At 68.3% G+C, this 14,178-nt stretch carries 11 protein-coding genes and 2 pseudogenes; 10 read left to right on the top strand and 3 right to left on the bottom strand.

Features of this window, described 5'->3' with window-relative positions:
• The first annotated feature begins 214 nt into the window (after window positions 1-214).
• The 7 genes and pseudogenes from ABZ818_RS40525 to ABZ818_RS40495 all read left to right on the top strand — a co-directional run bounded on the left by ABZ818_RS40525 (window position 215) and on the right by ABZ818_RS40495 (window position 6,886).
• Window positions 215-1,423 (top strand): IS701 family transposase, encoded by a 1,209-nt coding sequence (locus ABZ818_RS40525; RefSeq protein ID WP_361426706.1) that lies wholly within the window; start codon window positions 215-217, stop codon window positions 1,421-1,423.
• A gap of 824 nt (window positions 1,424-2,247) precedes the next feature.
• Window positions 2,248-2,616, top strand: a pseudogene (locus tag ABZ818_RS40520) (RNA helicase); the annotation flags it as partial.
• A gap of 205 nt (window positions 2,617-2,821) precedes the next feature.
• Window positions 2,822-3,064, top strand: a complete 243-nt coding sequence (locus ABZ818_RS40515) for a DUF5302 domain-containing protein (RefSeq protein ID WP_134028265.1) — start codon at window positions 2,822-2,824, stop codon at window positions 3,062-3,064.
• A gap of 948 nt (window positions 3,065-4,012) precedes the next feature.
• A complete protein-coding gene (locus ABZ818_RS40510; protein ID WP_031045667.1) occupies window positions 4,013-4,216 on the top strand; it encodes a cold-shock protein in 204 nt (67 codons plus the stop codon).
• Window positions 4,217-4,565: 349 nt separating this feature from the next.
• Window positions 4,566-6,062, top strand: a complete 1,497-nt coding sequence (locus ABZ818_RS40505) for a DEAD/DEAH box helicase (RefSeq protein ID WP_361426702.1) — start codon at window positions 4,566-4,568, stop codon at window positions 6,060-6,062.
• 45 nt (window positions 6,063-6,107) lie between these two features.
• Complete coding sequence (locus tag ABZ818_RS40500) at window positions 6,108-6,509, top strand: CBS domain-containing protein (protein WP_361426699.1); 402 nt, start codon at window positions 6,108-6,110, stop codon at window positions 6,507-6,509.
• Window positions 6,510-6,559: 50 nt separating this feature from the next.
• The gene (locus ABZ818_RS40495) at window positions 6,560-6,886 is read left to right on the top strand and encodes an SCO5918 family protein (protein WP_361426696.1); all 327 of its coding nucleotides are present in this window, start codon (window positions 6,560-6,562) and stop codon (window positions 6,884-6,886) included.
• A 153-nt stretch (window positions 6,887-7,039) separates the two neighbouring features.
• Here ABZ818_RS40495 and ABZ818_RS40490 read toward each other — a convergent pair.
• Window positions 7,040-7,729: pseudogene (locus tag ABZ818_RS40490) on the bottom strand (helix-turn-helix domain-containing protein); the annotation flags it as partial.
• 85 nt (window positions 7,730-7,814) lie between these two features.
• Window positions 7,815-8,174, bottom strand: coding sequence for a hypothetical protein (locus ABZ818_RS40485; RefSeq protein ID WP_361426693.1), 360 nt, complete (start codon window positions 8,172-8,174; stop codon window positions 7,815-7,817).
• Window positions 8,175-9,236: 1,062 nt separating this feature from the next.
• Here ABZ818_RS40485 and ABZ818_RS40480 point away from each other — a divergent pair.
• Window positions 9,237-9,575 carry a MerR family transcriptional regulator gene (locus ABZ818_RS40480; RefSeq protein WP_361426690.1) on the top strand — a complete coding sequence of 113 codons (339 nt, stop codon included), beginning with the start codon at window positions 9,237-9,239 and terminating at the stop codon, window positions 9,573-9,575.
• Between the two features lie 98 nt (window positions 9,576-9,673).
• On the opposite strand, the gene ABZ818_RS40475 is transcribed toward ABZ818_RS40480, so the two are convergent.
• Window positions 9,674-10,411: a hemolysin III family protein gene (locus ABZ818_RS40475; RefSeq protein WP_361426687.1), complete on the bottom strand. Its 738-nt coding sequence runs from the start codon at window positions 10,409-10,411 to the stop codon at window positions 9,674-9,676.
• Window positions 10,412-10,707: 296 nt separating this feature from the next.
• Between ABZ818_RS40475 and ABZ818_RS40470 the strand changes: the two genes are divergently transcribed.
• Both ABZ818_RS40470 and ABZ818_RS40465 read left to right on the top strand, forming a co-directional pair.
• A complete protein-coding gene (locus tag ABZ818_RS40470; protein WP_361426684.1) occupies window positions 10,708-11,169 on the top strand; it encodes a hypothetical protein in 462 nt (153 codons plus the stop codon).
• Window positions 11,170-11,930: 761 nt separating this feature from the next.
• Entirely contained in the window at window positions 11,931-13,616 is a 1,686-nt protein-coding gene (locus ABZ818_RS40465; protein WP_361426681.1) for a ribonuclease J, read from the top strand.
• The last annotated feature ends 562 nt before the right edge of the window (window positions 13,617-14,178 follow it).

The raw sequence follows: 14,178 nt of genomic DNA, 5'->3' as shown, positions 1-14,178 counted from the left end.
GGCACCTGCACCACCTGCCACCGCCCGCTGCCCAGAACGTCCACCACCAGCCCAAACCCAAGAACCAGAGCAACCTAACGGAGTCCTACTAGTAGTGCTTGGTCAGGTTCCCTCGCCGGTGGCGTGTCCGTTTGATCGGGTGTGTCGTTGACCAGGTGTGTTGGGTGGGGAGTCGGCTGCGGTCCGGTGTGATCTGAAGGACTTCGCGGCGGAGATGTTCGAGCCGTTCTCGCGGGCGGATCAGCGCCGGTGGGGCCAGGTGTATCTGCGAGGACTGTTGCTGGACGGGCGGCGCAAGTCGGTGGAGCCGATGGCCGCCCGGCTGGGCGAGGACGGCAACCGGCAGGCCCTGGCCCACTTCATCACCTCCAGCCCGTGGGACGCAGCGCACGTGCGTGCCCGCCTGGCCTGGCGGATGCAGCAGGTGATCAAACCGACCGCGCTGATCATCGATGACACCGGCTTCCTCAAGGACGGGGATGCTTCGGCATGCGTGGCCAGGCAGTACACCGGCACCGCCGGCAAGGTCACCAACTGCCAGGCCGGCGTCTCGCTGCACCTGGCCTCCGACGGTGCTTCGGCGGCCGTCGACTGGCGGCTGTTTGTGCCCGAGAGCTGGGATCCCGCCTCGCCCAAGGCCGATGCAGCCAAGGTGGCCCGCCGCACCACGTGCGGCATCCCCGAAGAGACCGGCCGTGTCGAAAAGTGGCAGCTGGCCCTGGACATGATCGACGAGACGCGGTCCTGGGGCATCGAGGTCCCGCTCGTCGTCGCCGACGGCGGCTACGGCGACGCGGCGGCGTTCCGGCTGGGCCTGGAAGAACGCGGGCTCAGCTACGCGGTGGGCATCTCCACCACGACCACCGCCCAACCGGAGGAAGCACGGCCGCACACCCCGCCCTACAGCGGCCGCGGCCCCCGGCCCCGGCCCGCCTACCCCGAACCGGCCCGGACGGTGAAGAAGCTGGTCATCGCGGCCGGGAAGCGGGCGGCCCGCCCGGTGCAGTGGTGGGAAGGCTCCCGCCCGGGCAGCGGCCGCAGCGGCGTCAAGCGCATGTACTCACGATTCGTGGCCCTGCGGATCCGGCCCGCCGGACGCGAGATCCGCAAGGCCGCCGACGGCCCGGAACTGCCGGTGCGCTGGCTGCTGGCCGAATGGCCCGCCACCGACCCCGAACCCGTTCAGTTCTGGCTGTCCAACCTGCCGGCCGACACCCCGTTGGCGACCCTCGTGCGCACCGCGAAACTGCGCCGGCGCATCGAGCACGACTACCGCGAGATGAAACAGGCCCTGGGCCTGGCGCACTTCGAAGGCCGCACCTGGAGAGGATGGCACCACCACGTCACCCTCGTCTCCGTCGCGCACGCCTTCTGCACCCTCCAGCGCATGACCCGGTCCCCAAAAGAGACGGCGCCAGCCTGAGCCTCTACCGGGTCACCCGCGAACTCCAAATACTCCTCGCGGTCTGGACCGGCGCCTGCCCCACCTGTCACCGCAACATGCCAGAACCGATACCAACCTGACCAAGCACTACTAGAAGAAGCCAAGCTTCTGAGGGCTGTAGGAACAAAGAACGTTCTTGGTCTGCTGGTGGTACGGCGCTTGCGTGTCTCTGACCTGTGTCGATGACGCAACTTGCGCCTGATACAGCTTCGTTGGCCTGCCAATGGTCCGGATCTTGGCTCCCCTCATCCGCCAGTGAGGGCGAGAACTCCGGACCCAGCCGCAACCGAAGGGGGATGGCGAGACACCTTCGCGTGCTTGAGGCCCTGTAGTGCGGCAGGAAGGATGACGCTCAACAAGAGGCGCCTCCGGCGCGTGCCGGTACCACATGGCACAGGTTGTAGAGACCGTCTTCGGGCGTCCACGTCAGTCTAGGGCGGGCGCGTAATAGCAGGTCAGGGCATCGCGATCCGGAGGAGTCGACGTAGTCGGTGACAGACGTGTGACAGCGCCTGTGAGAGAGGCGTTCGAAGGCAAAGCCCCTGCAGACGCGGCCGGCGGGGGCTTCCGGGCGGGTGTGCTGCAGCTCCGGCGTCGGCACCGTTGCCCTCGGGTTCTCCTCCCTGCGCCCTCGCGTCGAGTGCTCGGCAAATCCGGCCGGGGCCCTTGGCGACCAACAGTCATAGCCTTCGCCCCTGCAAAGTCGAACGCCCCTGGAGGCGTCTGAGGCGATGCCTGCCCCCGCCGAGGGGCGCACGGGCTTCTCGTCCGCAGGCTGTTCATGGTCGCGGAAGCTGCGACAGGACTATGTGCACCGGGCGGGCCGCACCGCCCGCGCCGGTGAGTCCGGCAGCGTGGTCACGCTCGTGCTGGCGGGCCAGCGCCGCGAGACGAGCCGCATGATGGCCGGGGCCGGCATCGAGCCGACCGTCACCAAGGTGCGCTCGGGCGAGGCGGAGCTGAGCCGGATCACCGGCGCCAAGACTCCCTCCGGGATCCCGCTCGACGGCGGGCCCGCCGTCCCCCGACCCATGAACACCAACGCTCCCTTCCACGGCCTCGGCACCAGCAAGGGCACCTCCTGCGGCGCCGGCGGCAAGTCCCGAAAGGCGGGCGAGGCCCGCAAGCTCGCCGAGGCCCGCAGGGCCGCCCTCGTGCATCGCAACGGCTGAGAGCCGTTGCCCTGGTCGCCTGGCCACGGGATCGACAACCCTCGGCCCGACCCGAAGCCGTCATGTGCGCCTCACCTACGAAGTCAACGCCTTTGGCCGCGAGAGGGATACCCGCCGAAACGGAGCAGAATGATGTTGCCGGCGCCTCGCACTGCGCCCAGCATGACAAGCTGTGCTTGCCCACCCCCGAACCCAGGAGGTCACCATGACCGCAGAGCCCGTATCTACGGAAGGTTCGGAGCCGGCTGCCCCGGAGACGTCCCCTCTGGAGCCGGACAGCGACGGCAACTACGACCTCAAGCGCAAGTTCCGCGAAGCCCTGGCGCGCAAGCGCGGTGCGCAGGCGGACGCCGCTGATATTGCCGCCAAGTCCGATGCGTCGAAGGTGCGTTCGGCGCACGGCCCGGCTGCGAGCCAGCGGTCGTTCAGGCGCAAGAGCGGCGGCTGAGTCGATGAGTCCCGTGATCTGACCGCTTCAGCGGCATCGCGCTATCCACTCGCGCGTCCCGTCCAGTGGCCCGCGACGTGCGCATGCCCGTGCGTGCGTCGCGGGCGGGCGTAGCCGGCGGACTCGCCTGGGGGAATGGCCCAGATGCGGTTGGCTCGGGTCGGTGGCGCCGCCGAACTGGAATTCCGGGATGAGAGCACTGCCTTGTCCGAGGGTACGCGGCCGGTGTCGCGTGCCCCTGTACCGCTGTGAAAAACGACTGCGGCTGCCGTCAGCTCCTCGCCGTCCGGGCCTGAGGCTCGTACGGCGGGCCACAGCACCGTCTCTTCCATGAAGGCATGGCTGAAGACCAGCTGCACCGCTTGCTTCAGAACGCGTTCCCGCTGCTGAAGGTCGTCGAGGGTCAGGTACTGATCCGTCAGCCGCCGTTTCCTCGTGCTCACGGCGTTGCCGCACCAGGATGCTGCTGTTTCCACCGAGCTGATCGACGGTCTGGTCCTTGATGGTCTTCGATATGGCCGCTCCCGTGCGTGCGCCGGAGACGGGCCGTGACGCTTGCCGGAGCCACCCTGATCTCCACGCCCGCCCGCACCATACCTTGGGGGAGCAGCCCTTACGCTGGGCGCGCCCCCAATGCTTCCCGAAACGTTGCCCTCCGGCTGGGTCAATATCTGTGCCCGCGAGCTGAGATTTCAACGGAACAGGCAGACAGATTCTCTATCGCATTAAGTGGAGTGGGATTCTTCACCGCACACAGGCCGCTTCGGCGTGCTACTGTCGATCTCAGTTGCAGTTGTGGTTCCCAAAACTCCAAGTGTCCTCCGGGCGGCGCCTGTGCCGTTGGAAGCGCTTTTGTTATCCGGTCTTTTTCCGGACGGGGTGATCATCGCGGCGACACGGGGTCCGCGCAGTGCGGATCCCGATGCACTGCCCCAAAGGAGAAATGACATGGCTACTGGCACCGTGAAGTGGTTCAACGCGGAAAAGGGCTTCGGCTTCATCGAGCAGGACGGTGGCGGCGCCGATGTGTTCGCCCACTACTCGAACATCGCCGCCCAGGGCTTCCGCGAGCTGCTGGAGGGCCAGAAGGTGACCTTCGACATCGCTCAGGGCCAGAAGGGCCCGACGGCCGAGAACATCGTTCTCGCCTGACGCCGACTGTCGCGTACTTGTAGCTGGGGCCCGCGTCCTTCGGGGTGCGGGCCCCAGCTGCTCGCATTTTCCCGCAGTGGTCTCGCCTGCGGACGACAAGCAGGAAACCCGTAGGCTCACCGCATACGGAGCATCCTTCAGGGGTGCACGCATCCCTTCATGGGCTTCATAGCAGCGGACGCCCGGACATCGCGTCCGCTTCGCGCCACTCATTCCAGCGCCTGTGCTCGCACGGATTTTCCGTCGGTCAGATTCGCTCTCGCATTCCACCGGTCCATTCTTGCAATTCTCTCTGCTGCTCATCGCTGCGGGAATTCCTTGATATGTGCCGTATCGAGGAAGGTTCCGCATGAACCGCACGCGCACGAACGACCGCTTCGCCCGCACCCGTAACGGCAGTACCGACTCCGGCAGGGGCGGCAGCCGATTCGGCTCGTCGGCCAGGAGCCGCTCCGGCGGGCCGGGCCGTTCCGGTGGTTACGGCCGCGGGCCCGCCGCGGTCCAGGGGGAGTTCGCGCTGCCCAGGACGATCACACCCGCGCTTCCCGCCGCAGAGGGCTTCGCCGATCTCGACATGCCCGGGGCACTGCTGGCTGCGCTCGGCTCGCAAGGCGTGACCGTGCCCTTCCCGATCCAGGCCGCGACCCTGCCGAATTCCCTCGCCGGCCGGGACGTACTGGGCCGTGGCCGCACCGGCTCCGGCAAGACCCTCGCTTTCGGGCTGGCGCTGCTGGCCCGTACGGCCGGGCAGCGCGCCGAGGCCAGGCAGCCGCTGGGGCTGATCCTCGTACCCACGCGTGAACTGGCGCAGCAGGTCACCGACGCGCTCGCCCCGTACGCCCGCTCCGTGAGGCTGCGGCTGGCCACGGTGGTGGGCGGAATGCCGATCGGCCGACAGGCGAGCGCGCTGCGCGCCGGCGCCGAGATCGTCGTCGCCACACCGGGACGCCTCAAAGACCTCATCGACCGTGGCGAGTGCCGGCTGAACCAGGTTTCCATCACCATCCTCGACGAGGCCGACCAGATGGCCGACATGGGCTTCATGCCGCAGGTCACCGCCCTCCTCGACCAGGTCCGCCCCGAAGGGCAGCGCATGCTGTTCTCCGCCACTCTCGACCGCAACGTCGACCTGCTCGTGCGCCGCTACCTCAGCGACCCCGTCGTGCACTCCGTCGACCCCTCGGCCGGCGCGGTCACGACGATGGAGCACCACGTGCTCCACGTTCACGGCGCCGACAAGCACACGGCCACCACCCAGATCGCCGCACGTGACGGCCGCGTGATCATGTTCCTCGACACCAAGCACGCCGTCGACGGCCTCACCGAGCACCTCCTGAACAGCGGGGTACGGGCCGCTGCCCTGCACGGCGGGAAGTCGCAGCCGCAGCGCGCCCGCACGCTGGCACAGTTCAAGAGCGGGCACGTCAATGTGCTGGTAGCGACCAATGTCGCGGCGCGCGGCATCCACGTCGACAACCTCGACCTCGTCGTCAACGTCGACCCGCCGACCGACCACAAGGACTACCTCCACCGCGGCGGCCGTACCGCCCGCGCCGGCGAGTCCGGCAGTGTCGTCACCCTGGTCACCCCCAACCAGCGCCGCGCCCTGACTCGCCTCATGGCAGCGGCCGGCATCGTCCCGCAGACCACCCAGGTCCGCGTCGGTGAAGAGGCCCTGCACCGCATCACCGGCGCTCAGGCACCCTCCGGCATCCCGGTCGTCATCACCGCACCGGTGGTCGAACGCCCCAAGAAGCGCGGCGCCACCTCACGGGGTCGGCGCCGCCCCGTCTCGGCGGCTCGCCGTGCGCTCGTACGGCAGTCCACCACCGGTGCGGCGGCATAGAACCTTCGTGTCAGGAAGCCCGCCCAACTTCGCAGGAGGCACCCTTTGACGCTGGACCAGACGCAGTTCCGCTCAACACGTACCAACGCCGTGCAGACGGCGGCCGATCCCGCGGACGCGGCCGGACCGCAGGTCTGGGAGGACATGACCGTGGAGGTGGCACTGTCCGTGATGGCCGCCGCCCGTACAGGTCAGCTGGTCGTCTGCGACGAGGACGGTATGTGCACCGGCCTGGTCACCCGGGACCGGCTCACGGCCGTTCGTGAGGGTTCCGGATACACGGACCGGATCCGCCTGCGTGACATCGCCGACGTCATCGGGCCATTCGCGTCGCCGCTGGCCACGTGGGCCGAAGCCGAGCGTGCGATGCGCTGCCGCCGGCTCGGGGCCCCGCCCGTGGTCGACGGACGCGGCAACGCTCTGGGCGTCCTCGCCCTCTCTCGCTGAACCGCCGTCACCCCTATCCGGGGCCCTCTTCTCTTCTCTCTGGAGGCATCATGCGCTGTGTCATCGCTCGCTTCCCGTTCGACCTGACCAAGAGCGGCGTGGTGGAATCGATGAAGGGCGTCACACCTGAGCCGGTCACCGGTGAGTTCGTCATCATCGGACGACGCCACTACCCCGCCAAGCAGGTCGGCCAGGTCGTCACCCGCCAGGACCGGCGCGATTTCAGCACCGGTGAGGTCCTCAGGGCCATGACCCAACTCGGCTTCACCTGCCGCACCCGCCCTACCGCCGCATCTGCGCCCCTGGCCGACCCGTACGGGCCGGCTTCCGCAACGCTCGGCGCTCCCCCTGTCCGCCTGACTTACGGACAGGTGTGAGCCGAACAGAGCAGTGAGGCCCCACCGGCGTGGGCGAATTCCAGGGGTCGTAGCAACACCGCGGTGAGTTGATCAAGCCGCGAGCAGTTTAAACAGACGCTCGGCTGGGGTCTCCCAGTCGAGCGTTTTGCGTGGGCGGCTGTTGAGTTCGGTGGCGCGTCCGGTCCGCAGGGCTCGGGTCAGCTCGCGCCTCAGTTCCCCGCGGCCTTGGACGTAAAGTGCCTGGTAGATCGTCTCGTGGACCACGTGCATCTCCGCTGGTCGGGGAAGCGTGCCTGTAGAGCGTGGCAGATCTGCTCCGGGTTCCACCGCCGGGTCACGTGGTCCTGGAGGAAGTCCCGCAGCCTGGGGTTCTGGCCGATCTTGCCGGGCTTGGGGCCGCGGTTCGCGGGCGTCCGCGCGGCGTTGGGCAGCGTACGGACGGTAGGACCAGCCGCGGTTGGGCATGAGCGTGCGGTTGCGGCGATCTCCCGGCTTACGCTGGAGGGACTGCGGCCAAGCTCGGCCGCGATGGCCCGGACGGACGCCGTCTCCCGGAGCCGGTCAGCGATGTGGATGCGGTCGGCCTCGGTGAGGTAGCGCGACGGGCCGACGGGTTCCTCAGGGTGAGCCGGGGGTTCGGGCGCTTGCCAGGGCAGCCCCGTGTCCACGATGGGCGGGGCTACGCTGTACCTCCCGGATGCCTGTCGGCCGTAGAGCCAACGCTTGCGGGTGCGGCGGTTGATGCCGATGATCCGACAGGCTTCCGTGTTCCCTATTCCAAGATCCACGAGCCGAAGGTGTTCCTCCCGCTCGGGGTCCGATCTCCTCAGGCCGCCGATCCTTCCGGATCTCGAAGTGCATCGCACCCCTTGGACTGGGGTGTTGCGACGACCACTAGAACGGAGGCGTGCCGGTGGGGCCTCACTGTGTGCCGTGGGTCGGTGGGTCAGTGGTCGGAGTAGCTGAAGTCGCCCACGGTCCAGGCACTGATGTCCTCGATCGCGACGCGGTACATCCCGCCTGTCTCCGGGATCCCCACCGTACCCTGCAGGATCCGGGCGACGTGGAAATGCAGATGCGTGGGCGGTCCGTCCTTCCTCGCGGGGGTGTCGAAGACGGCGGAGAACTCGCCCAGGTCGGCGGAGTCCGTCAGCACCTCAGACACCCTCTGCCTCCACATGGCTTCCGGAGCCAGCCGACCGGTGATGACAGCACCACTGGTGACCACGGTCAGGGACATCTGATTGCTCTGCCCGGATTCCACGAGGGCGGCTATCGCAACGAGCAGCTCGTCAAGCTTCGGCATGAGGTCGGATTCTATGCACCGGCCCGCCCGGGCGGCTTGGACGATGGCGCAACCGGGCGAGACGGGCGCATACGGCTCCCCTGGTGCCGCACTACAGGCCGGGGGTGCGCATGCGCGGCGGCTGCGAGCCAGGGGCGTGCTTCGAGGCATTGGTCTGCTGCCGTTCGGCGCCGCAGGTCTTCGATGAACGCTTGTGCGGTAGCGCGTGCGTCGGCAACGGCCGCGGGGAACGGGGCAGCTGTGGCGTTGACGGACATGGTGTTCATCAGGGCCACCCTCGTCTGCGGATCGTTCATGCCCGGCCCTTGCCTACCCGACCCTGCGCCCCGCCCGCTAACCCACCCGAGCCACCGTGCTCGCCGGAGGGGGCTGAGATTCGCGGTCGACGCGCCGCGCCGGTCGGCGCCGCCACGGGAAGCTCCGCGGGCGGCTCTGGGTCTCATCCGTGTGTCGGACCTGCGCTGCGGACGGCCCCCAGTATTCGCAGATCGGCTCAGCAAGAGACCTCATCGTCGAGCCGCAGCAAATCTATGCTCGCTGGAGTAGACATTCGATGTCTCAGCGATTATGGTTTCTTTCGTAGCCAAGATCGAGCAAGGCCCGGCAGACACGAACTGCCGGGCAATCGTCCACGTATGACGGTGCGGTGGTGGAGTTCCGAAGCCAGGTTGTTGTACGACGGCGACGGGACTGACGACCGGACCGGGTGGCCCGAAGTGATGAGGGGCCGCCGCGAGCAGGACCGCAGTTGACGCGGTTGCAGCACCAGTAGTACGCAGTCCCTGTTTGCAAGTGATTGGTTCCGAGGGAAGAACGGAGGAGTCGAGCACCATCAGGATCGCCCGGGCGGAAGACGCGAGCCCGGGTACCGCAGGACATCGATAGGTAGGTGGTCTCCGGTCACGCATCCGCGATCCCCGCACCCCCGTCGGAGTATCAGGCGGCTGGGCGGAAACAGAAGGCCGGCGCAGCACTAGGGCCGGCAGATGGTGTTGCAGTTCCTGCGGGGCCTTGGTGCCAAACGGCACCAAGGCCCCTCTACCCGTTCCACAGAGAGGTGAGATGACAGCAGACGAGTCGCTAAGCCGTCTCGACGACGACGACTACCCCGCCTACACGATGGGCCGGGCCGCCGAGTTGCTCGGTACCACTCCCGGCTTTCTCCGCGCCATCGGCGAAGCGCGACTGATCACACCACTGCGCTCCGAGGGCGGACACCGCCGCTACTCCCGCTACCAACTGCGCATCGCGGCCCGCGCGCGTGAGCTCGTCGACCAGGGCACCCCGATCGAGGCCGCATGCCGGGTCATCGTCCTCGAAGACCAACTCGAAGAAGCCCAGCGCATCAACGCCGAATACCGCCGCACCGGCGGATCGTCCAGTCCATCGGCCGCAGCCTGAGGTGAGCGGGCCCGCCGGTATCGGCGGGCTATCACACCCGCGCGTGGCCGGGCTGCGGCGCGCAGAGATGATCCTCGTGTCCGCGAACGGCTCCCCCGTCAGTAGACGGCGAGGGAGACGGCGATGTAGTGCGCGGTGAAGGCCGCCACGGTCAAGGCGTGGAACACCTCGTGGAAGCCGAACCAGCGGGGCGAGGGGTCGGGGCGTTGGACGGCGTAGACCACCGCGCCCGCGCTGTAGAGGAGACCGCCGGTCACTGTCAGGGTGACCACGGCCGCACCGCCGGTGTGCAGGAAGTCAGGCAGGTAACGCACCGGTGCCCACCCCAGGGCCAGGTAGCAGGGGGTGTACAGCCAGCGGGAAGCATTGACCCACAGCACGCGAAAGGCGATACCGGTCAGCGCGCCCGCCCATACGATCCACAGCAGCAGGTTTCGCCGGTCAGGAGGGAGGAGGAGCACGGCCAGAGGGGTGCAGGTCCCGGCGGTGATCAGGAAGATGTTGGCGTGATCGAGGCGACGCAGGACGGCCTCGCCCATCGGCCCCCAGGTACCCAGGTGGTAGACGGCGCTCGTCCCGAACAACAGGCAGGCGGTGGCGGAGTACACGGTGCAGGCCAGGGCCGCCTGCTGGGTCCGAGCCAGGCAGACGAGGACGATGCCGGCGCTCACCGAGGCAGGGACCATCGCGGCATGGAGCCAGCCACGCAGCTTCGGCTTGACCGGCTCGACCAGGTCGGCCGCCCACTCGACCAGGTCGGCAACCGGGTGAAACTCCTCCCCGGCATTGCCGTGATGTGATCCGCCGGGGAGACCGGCTACGGCGTCCCCAGACACAACTTCCCGTCCTGTCCCGTTCTTCTGGGCATCATCGGCAACCATCCGATCATGCTAAGAGCCTGCCCGTGACAGCGTCCCTCGAGGTCGGTCTCGCCACCAACTGGGCCTGCGGAAGCCGTGTAAGCCGCCTGGCCATGGGAAGGACCAAGGTTCCCGAGCGCGCATCTCAGCCCGCCTACGCCCAAGGACCGCCGATGCTTCCCGAGTTCCCCTCCCACGCATCCGCCCCCCTCGCAGATCAGCTGGAACAAAGATTGGGGCTGCCCTCACAGTTCGAAACCGGCCGTTTCGACGTGGAGCGTGTCGCCGGCATAGCGGTCCTCGCGGCGGCCCACTCCGATGGCTACGCGGCCACCGCGCATCTCCTCGGACTGCTGGCTGCGCTCCCCACCCCCACCGACGCGGGAGAACGCTTCTGGTCGAACCTGTGGAGATCCTCGGGCACCGCCTACCTGCTGCCGACCAATATCAAGGACATGGTGCTGCGTTCGCTGGCCGGAGAGGGAACCGGTCTGGCCGGACAGATCCTCTCGGCCGTAGACGAGATGACGCCTCCCCAGCGCGTTGCGGCCGCAGAGGTGATCGGCCAGGCGCTCGCCGAGTCCGACCACCTCCCTGATCTCAAGACACAGGTCATCGGCGAACTTTGGCTCCGGGACCTGGAACTCACCGCCTGGCGCGTCCTCCACGCGGACCACAAGTCGCCTGATGCGGCCGGACGTGACGCCTTCATCGAAGCATGGACGCATGTCTGACCCCGTCCGAGCCGGCACACAAGCATCCGAATGACTCGGGACGTTCGAGCAGCGACCTTTGATCGAACGAATCCGGGCACGGCTCGGACGGTGGTGGTGGGAGGCGTCGGTCAGTTGGTCCTCGCCGTGAGGACGGGTTCGTAATGGCACGGCTGCGGCCCGTGGGCGCACGGGCTCGCCGCACTGTCCTGGTTCCTGAGCACCGACGGTGACACTGTGCTGACCTGCGCACAGGGGGCCGGTGACGCCGCCTACGACCCGTACCTGCGGGGCAGCGGCTTGACAGCCGCCCTCGCGGGGCCGTCTCGATACCGCCGGTACCTCGGTCTCGCCGTAGCCGACGAGACTCACAGGCCCGGCTGCCCGGTCACCGCGGCCTGGGACGTCATGGAGTCGAGTGGCAGCGCGCCTCACGGGACGCCGTGATCGCCGCCCAGCCGAGGGACGGCGGGCACCCGGGGCAAGATCGGACGCACTTTCCGGCACAGCGCCGACGGCACTCGGGCACTGCTGTGCACCGAGTGGCCCAGAGGCGAGGCGCACCAGGAGGGCGCGGAGGCTGGCCACCACGACAAGGGACACGAGATCTTCGCCGGCACCACCGGGCGCACGGCTGGGTACCGCCTTGACCCCTCCCTGTCCGGCCGCCGGCGTCATCGGATCGTCCCCGGACACCTGCTGTGGTGCCCCGACCCTGTCGGGAGGAAGAGATCGCACAGGCGATGGATCACCCTGTCCCGCTCTCCAGGTACCGTCAGGGTATGAGTCATCCGCACCCCGAGCTGAAAGCCGCCCCGCCTCTTCCCGAAGGAGGGCTGCGGGTCATCGCCCTGGGCGGCCTGGGTGAGATCGGCCGCAACATGACCGTCTTCGAGCACGCGGGCAAGCTGCTCATCGTCGACTGCGGCGTGCTCTTCCCCGAGGAGACCCAGCCCGGCGTGGACGTGATCCTGCCGGACTTCACCTCGATCCGGGACCGGCTGGACGACGTCGTGGCCGTGGTCCTCACCCACGGCCACGAGGACCACATCGGCGGCATGCCGTATCTGCTGCGTGAGCGGTCCGACATTCCCGTCGTCGGCTCCAAGCTGACGCTGGCGTTCCTGGAGGCCAAGCTCAAGGAACACGGCATCCGGCCGCGCACGGTGCGGGTGCGGGAGGGCGACCGGCGTGGCTTCGGGCCCTTCGACTGCGAGTTCGTGGCGGTCAACCACTCCATCCCCGACAGCCTCGCGGTCGCGATCCGCACCCGGGCCGGGATGGTGCTGCACACCGGCGACTTCAAGATGGACCAGTTCCCCCTCGACGACCGCATCACCGATCTGCGCGCCTTCGCCCGCCTCGGCGAGGAGGGCGTGGACCTGTTCCTCACCGACTCCACCAACGCCGAGGTACCCGGCTTCACCACCTCCGAGCGAGAGCTGAACCCGGCGATCGAGCAGGTGATGCGCACCGCGCCGCGCCGGGTCATCGTCTCCAGCTTCGCCAGCCACGTGCACCGCATCCAGCAGGTTCTGGACGCCGCCCACCAGCACGGCCGGAAGGTCGCCTTCGTCGGCCGGTCGATGGTCCGCAACATGGGCATCGCCCGTGACCTGGGCTACCTGAAGGTCCCCTCCGGTCTGCTCGTGAGCACGAAGGAGCTGGAGAAGCTCCCGGACCACAAGATCACTCTGGTGTGCACCGGCTCTCAGGGCGAACCGATGGCCGCGCTGTCACGGATGGCCAACCGCGACCACATGATCCGCATCGGCAAGGGCGACACCATCCTGCTCGCCAGCTCCCTCATCCCCGGCAACGAGAACGCCATCTACCGGGTGATCAACGGACTCACCCGGTGGGGCGCCCACGTGGTTCACAAGGGCAACGCCAAGGTGCACGTCTCCGGGCATGCCAGCGCCGGCGAACTCGTCTACTGCTACAACATCGTCAAGCCCCGCAACGTCATGCCCGTGCACGGCGAATGGCGCCACCTGCGGGCCAACGGCGACCTCGCCATCCGTACCGGTGTCGACCCCGACCGGGTCGTCATCGCCGAGGACGGCGTCGTCGTCGACCTGGTCGACGGGCGCGCGTCCATCACCGGCAAGGTCCCCGCCGGCAACGTCTACGTGGACGGCATGGAAGTCGGCGGCGCCACCGAGGCGTCCCTCAAGGACCGTCTCACCCTCGCCGCCGAAGGCGTGGTCACGGTGGTGGCGATCGTCGACGCGGACACCGGCGCTCTCGCCGAGGCCCCCGACTTCCTGGCCCGGGGCTTCGTCCACGACGACGCCACCTTCGAGCCGGTCATCCCCGTCATCGAGAAGACCCTGGCCACCGCAGCCGAAGAAGGCGTCGGGGACGCCCGCCAACTCGAACAACTCGTCGCCCGCGCCGTGGCGAACTGGGCCTTCCGCACCCACCGCCGCCAGCCCCTCATCATCCCCGTCATCATCGACGCCTGAGCCACACCCAGGCAGGCGTCCGGGGGCGGACGCCGATGTGCACGAGGTGAAACCCGGCGACGAGTCGGTCCTGATGTCCAGCCTCATCACCGGGCCCACCGGGCCCACCGGGTCGGCCCGGGCGGCCCGGTGGCGAGCGCTGCGCCGGGCATCCCGCAGCACCTCCAGCAGCTGACCTGCCGCCCGAGCAGCAACATGACGGCCACGGGCATCAGAAACGCGGACAGCCCGGTGTACCGGCCAAAGGAGGAGAGAAAGTCCGTCAGACATGACGCTCATTTGACGCTCCGGCCGCCTCACAGCCCGCGCCCAAGGCAGGAAAACCCCATGTGACCTGCAGATTCTCCTCCCGTCCGCACACCTTGTGACGTGTTTCCGATGACGCATCACGTGGAGTGCGTGGCGATTCTGGAGCCTGCGGACAAGGGCGCCTGACCTCGGGTTCGTGAGCCAGGCGCTTGTAACAATCAGGCGGCTCTACCTTCTTGATCGGGTTGATCGAGCCATTCGTAGGGTTGGGTCGCCCAGGGGTGCTGGGTGTGGCTATCAGGCGGCTGCCGTC

The organism is Streptomyces sp. NPDC047453 (assembly GCF_040643155.1).
Lineage (GTDB): Bacteria > Actinomycetota > Actinomycetes > Streptomycetales > Streptomycetaceae > Streptomyces.
The sequence above is the reverse complement of the archived record's forward strand: the minus strand, read 5'-3'. Positions and strand labels throughout refer to the sequence as shown.

Excerpts from the sequence above, each read along its gene's own strand:
- ABZ818_RS40495 (WP_361426696.1), top strand. The coding sequence starts at position 6,560 with ATGCGCTGTGTCATCGCTCGCTTCCCGTTCGACCTGACCAAGAGCGGC.
- ABZ818_RS40525 (WP_361426706.1), top strand. The coding sequence starts at position 215 with ATGTTCGAGCCGTTCTCGCGGGCGGATCAGCGCCGGTGGGGCCAGGTG.
- ABZ818_RS40465 (WP_361426681.1), top strand. The coding sequence starts at position 11,931 with ATGAGTCATCCGCACCCCGAGCTGAAAGCCGCCCCGCCTCTTCCCGAA.
- ABZ818_RS40485 (WP_361426693.1), bottom strand. The coding sequence starts at position 8,174 with ATGCCGAAGCTTGACGAGCTGCTCGTTGCGATAGCCGCCCTCGTGGAA.
- ABZ818_RS40505 (WP_361426702.1), top strand. The coding sequence starts at position 4,566 with ATGAACCGCACGCGCACGAACGACCGCTTCGCCCGCACCCGTAACGGC.
- ABZ818_RS40510 (WP_031045667.1), top strand. The coding sequence starts at position 4,013 with ATGGCTACTGGCACCGTGAAGTGGTTCAACGCGGAAAAGGGCTTCGGC.
- ABZ818_RS40515 (WP_134028265.1), top strand. The coding sequence starts at position 2,822 with ATGACCGCAGAGCCCGTATCTACGGAAGGTTCGGAGCCGGCTGCCCCG.
- ABZ818_RS40480 (WP_361426690.1), top strand. The coding sequence starts at position 9,237 with ATGACAGCAGACGAGTCGCTAAGCCGTCTCGACGACGACGACTACCCC.